Here is a 4,389-nt window from a genome sequence, read left to right as displayed (position 1 = left end):
GGGGGTGGGGGGGCGTGCGGTGGTGTGTTGGGGGGGGGGGGGGGGGGGGAAGGGGGGGGGGGGGGGGGGGGGGGGGGGGGGGGGGTGTGTGCCCCCCCCCCCCCCCCCCCCCCTCCCCGTACTCCGTCCGCGTCCTACGCGTCCAGAACCTGCCCCTCACGGCGTACGACGGGCGGCTCGACGCTCCACGGGAAGTTGATCCACTCGTCGGTGCGCTTCCACACGTACTCGCACTTCACCAGGGAGTGCGACTTCTCGTAGATCACGGCGCTGCGGACCTCGGCGACATGGTCGACGCAGAAGTCGTGGACGAGCTTGAGGGTCTTGCCGGTGTCGGCGACGTCGTCCGTGATCAGGACCTTCTTGCCGGAGAAGTCGATCGCGTTGGGGACGGGCGCGAGCATGACGGGCATTTCGAGGGTGGTCCCCACGCCCGTGTAGAACTCCACGTTCACCAGGTGGATGTTCTTGCAGTCCAGGGCGTACGCCAGGCCGCCGGCGACGAAGACGCCGCCGCGGGCGATGGAGACGACGATGTCGGGCTCGTAGCCGTCGTCCGCGATGGTCTGCGCGAGGTCGCGGATGGCGCCCCCGAACTTCTCGTAGGTGAGGTTCTCTCGTACGTCGCTCATGTTCTCGCTGCCGCTCACACCTGGGTCCGATGGAAATTGAGGTACGACCGCGAGGCGGTCGGTCCGCGCTGGCCCTGGTACCGGGACCCGGACCGCTCCGAGCCGTACGGCGACTCGGCGGACGAGGTCAGCCGGAACAGGCACAGCTGCCCGATCTTCATGCCCGGCCACAGCTTGATCGGGAGGGTCGCCAGGTTCGAGAGCTCCAGCGTCACGTGCCCGGAGAAGCCCGGGTCGATGAAACCGGCCGTGGAGTGCGTGACCAGGCCGAGCCGCCCGAGCGAGCTCTTGCCCTCCAGGCGGGAGGCGAGGTCGTCGGGAAGGGAGATGACCTCGTAGGTCGAGGCGAGCACGAACTCACCCGGGTGCAGGATGAAGGGCTCGTCACCGTCCGGCTCGACGAGCCGGGTGAGGTCCGCCTGCTCGACGGCGGGGTCGATGTGCGGGTACCGGTGATTCTCGAACACCCGGAAATAGCGGTCGAGCCGCACATCAATGCTGGATGGCTGGACCATGGATTCGTCGTACGGATCGATACGGACGCGACCCGCGTCGATCTCGGCCCGGATGTCCTTGTCTGAGAGAAGCACGTCCCGAGGATACGCAGGGTGCGCGGGGCTGCCGTAATCGGACAGACCCGCGCGCGCCACCGCGTACCGGCTACTGGTGCTCGCCGCCCACCGGGACGGCGTGCCGGAGGCGGGCGCAGCGGGGGCACCGGAGCAGCCGGCCGGGCCCGATCCGCTCGGCCCCGAGCTGCTGCATCGGGAACGAATCGGTGGTGAAGACGTGCCCCTCGGCACAGCGGACGACGGTGCGCTCCAGCGAGTCCATCAAGTGGCTCAAGTCCCTTCCCCAACAACAAGCATGGACGGAGAAACCACCACATTAAGGGATGAACGGGACGGCACTCCAGGTGGCACTCCGACGACGCGCCCGCCCACCTGGACCCCCTGCACCGTACGCCCCAACTCCGGCCCCCGGCACCCGAATCCCGCCACGCGGAACGAGAGCGACCCCCGGGCGGATACGCCTGGGGGCCGGCATGGGGTAGGGTGAGCAACGATACGAGCCCCCTTCGGGGGATCGTTGCGCGAGTGTAGTTTAATGGTAGAACATGAGCTTCCCAAGCTCAGAGCGCGGGTTCGATTCCCGTCACTCGCTCTTGAAGGAAGGCCCAGGTCATAGACCTGGGCCTTCCTTGTTGTCTAGACCTGTTACAGCCCGCCGCGCCCTCTGCGTGCCCCAACTCCGAGATATGCCCTGATGACAGAGGCTGCCCCGCACCATCTATGCGGTGCGGAACGCCTGTGTTCAGTTCCGGGGCCGACGACGTGGACGCCTGGGTGCGGGCGATCGAGTCGGCCGACCGGCCCGGCCTCGGAGCGAAAGCCCGCTCAGGGGCAGTTCCGCTGGTCCGGCCGTGCCTGCCCGAGCTGGCTGCCGCCGGGCTGATCCCGGCGGCAGCCGTCGGCCAGCGGGCCGCGAAGGCGGCCTGGACCTCGTCGGCGCGGTCGGTCCACCAGTGCAGCAGTGCCTCGTCCGTTGGTGAGGGCGAACAAGTCCCACAGCGTTGTAGCGGGCACGGCCTGGCCGGCAGTCTCCTCGTACGCGGCCGGGAATGTCTCAGCTGCGACCGGGCCGTGCAGCAGGGCGAGGTCGAGTCGGCACCAGCTCACGTCGAAGTCGCGCGGGGCCGAGTTCGGCCGGCTCCGCCTGCGGGGGATGGACGGGGCAACGGGCGCCGTCCTGGCCGAAGACGCGGATGCGGGGGGTGCGGATACCGGTCCGCGCGGCGAGCGCCTGCGCGTTCAGGTGACGGCGGCGCATGCCCTGCTGCAGCAACTGTGAAAGATCAGCCATCCGCTTCTTCTGTCCGACCCTGACCTTCTCATCCGCTCTGCAGCGTGGGCGGTACACAACTTGGCCGCTCCCTGCCTTCAGCTCGCCGGCGTTCCTTGCCGCCGCCACGCTGCAAACGGCAACTGCCATTGATTAGCCACCGCAACGTTCTCGGAAACTGCAACGGACTGGCATATGACGGGCCAATACGCCGTCCGATGCGCCCCGTTTCGCGCCTTGGCGCTCACCTGAATGGTTGACTCTGTGTCAGAAGCCTTGTCGCGCTTGTCACCCTGATGGGTTACTTCTGGTGTCCGTATCAGCGGCATTCAAATCCGCAAACAGACGCGGGCACGCCCCTCATCAGGCGGCAGCTGACGCCTGACGGGTTGTGTACCCCGACGGGCCCTGCGCACAGCGCCGACGGCTGCAGACCGCCGGCCGGAAATCGGCGCAAGGCCATCGAGATACCACCTGGCCAGTGGACACGAGAGCTGGCTCGCACCCACTCGGGACCTACGCGGACCGAACGCCCCATCACTGCTCGGAATGTACCGCATTCCGGGCGAGGAGGAATCCCTCATGCCTATCTCCCCGAACCAAGGATCCAGTGGCGGCGGCACAGTCGTCACCATCACCGGCACCAACCTCACCGGCACCAGCGCCGTGCGCTTCGGCACGCGGTCCGCCACCGTCACCAGCGTCTCACCCACCTCGGTCACCGCCGTCTCTCCCTCCGGCAGCGGGTCGGTCGGCGTCACCGTGACCACTCCGGGAGGAACAAGCAACCCGATCCCGTTCTACTACGTCGGGGCGCCGTTCAAGCAGACGCTGAGTCCGGCCTCCGGGTCGACCGCGGGCGGCTCGACCGTCACCATCAACGGCGCCGGCTTCTCCAGTGCCACCGGCGTCGCCTTCGGGGCGAACACGGTGGTGCCGACGGTGGTGTCCGACAGCCAGCTCACTGCCGTCGTGCCGGCCGGTGCGGCCGGCTCGGTCGGTGTCAGCGTCACCACTGCGGGCGGTACCAACAACGGGCTCTCGTACACCTACGTCGCCGTCCCGACGGTGACGACGGTCGTCCCGGGTGAGGGACCGACGTCCGGCGGCACGGCTGTGACCGTGTCCGGCACGGGTCTCACCAGCACCAGCCAGGTCACCTTCGGCGGCAGCCCGGCACCCTTCACCGTGATCTCCGACACCGCGGTGTCGGCCGTCACGCCTCCCGGGGCCGCCGGTTCCGTCGATGTGGTCGTGACCAACGACGCAGGCAGCGCGACCGCCACGGCCGCGTTCACCTACCTCGCCGGCCCCGGCATCTGACGCCCCCTCAGCGGCCGGCCCTCTCGGCGGTCGCGTCCGGAGCGGACACGCTGACCCGTCAGGGCCCGTCCGTCTCCAAGCCCCCGGCCCGGAGAACCCCACTGGGCCGGGGACCCTCGGCCCACGGCCCAGGAGGCAAAGGCGGGGCAACCCGATCAGCTCTCTTCGGCCCTTCCGGGCCCGCCCGACACGCTATGGAGACACCGTGAAAGACAGCGCGCCCACGGTGGGAGCAGTACGGCCCACCACCGTCATCGCCGCCGCTCCCGCTCTCACCTCGGTCGTACCCAATACAGGACCCGCGGCAGGCAGCAACACCGTCATCTTGAACGGGAGCGGCTTCTCAGGAATCACCGCCGTCACGTTTGGCACCAAACCGGCCCTCAGCTACACGGTCGACTCCTCAACGAAGATCACCGCGGTGGCCCCGTCCGGAACCGGCACCGTTGCCGTGACCGTCAAAACGCCCGGAGGAACCAGCAACTCGGTCGCTTACCTCTATGCGGCACAACCCTCGCTGACCGCCGTTTCGCCGAGCGAGGGGCCGTCCTCGGGCGGCACCACCGTCATCCTCACCGGGGCCGGCCTGACC

6 protein-coding genes and 1 tRNA gene are annotated in these 4,389 nt (G+C 68.9%); 3 read left to right on the top strand and 4 right to left on the bottom strand.

From position 1 onward, the window contains the following. Positions 1–134: 134 nt before the first annotated feature. The 3 genes from ACZ499_RS01765 to ACZ499_RS01755 form a co-directional block, all read right to left on the bottom strand. Positions 135–632 (bottom strand): phosphoribosyltransferase, encoded by a 498-nt coding sequence (locus tag ACZ499_RS01765; protein WP_101392481.1) that lies wholly within the window; start codon positions 630–632, stop codon positions 135–137. A 14-nt stretch (positions 633–646) separates the two neighbouring features. Next, the gene (gene dcd / locus ACZ499_RS01760; protein WP_371653573.1) at positions 647–1,222 is read right to left on the bottom strand and encodes a dCTP deaminase; all 576 of its coding nucleotides are present in this window, start codon (positions 1,220–1,222) and stop codon (positions 647–649) included. A 70-nt stretch (positions 1,223–1,292) separates the two neighbouring features. After that, complete coding sequence (locus ACZ499_RS01755; RefSeq protein ID WP_385539173.1) at positions 1,293–1,478, bottom strand: hypothetical protein; 186 nt, start codon at positions 1,476–1,478, stop codon at positions 1,293–1,295. A 247-nt stretch (positions 1,479–1,725) separates the two neighbouring features. Between ACZ499_RS01755 and ACZ499_RS01750 the strand changes: the two genes are divergently transcribed. Beyond that, positions 1,726–1,796: transfer RNA gene (locus tag ACZ499_RS01750), tRNA-Gly, on the top strand. A 462-nt stretch (positions 1,797–2,258) separates the two neighbouring features. On the opposite strand, the gene ACZ499_RS01745 is transcribed toward ACZ499_RS01750, so the two are convergent. Continuing rightward, positions 2,259–2,495: an XRE family transcriptional regulator gene (locus tag ACZ499_RS01745; protein ID WP_468671095.1), complete on the bottom strand. Its 237-nt coding sequence runs from the start codon at positions 2,493–2,495 to the stop codon at positions 2,259–2,261. Positions 2,496–3,056: 561 nt separating this feature from the next. Between ACZ499_RS01745 and ACZ499_RS01740 the strand changes: the two genes are divergently transcribed. Next, on the top strand, positions 3,057–3,797 hold the full coding sequence (locus ACZ499_RS01740; RefSeq protein ID WP_468671093.1) for an IPT/TIG domain-containing protein: 741 nt from the start codon (positions 3,057–3,059) through the stop codon (positions 3,795–3,797). A 205-nt stretch (positions 3,798–4,002) separates the two neighbouring features. Further along, positions 4,003–4,389, top strand: a 387-nt coding sequence (locus ACZ499_RS01735) for an IPT/TIG domain-containing protein (protein WP_468671090.1), incomplete at its 3' end; no start/stop codon positions are given.

Source organism: Streptomyces sp. NPDC031265, assembly GCF_055570295.1.
The sequence above is the reverse complement of the archived record's forward strand: the minus strand, read 5'-3'. Positions and strand labels throughout refer to the sequence as shown.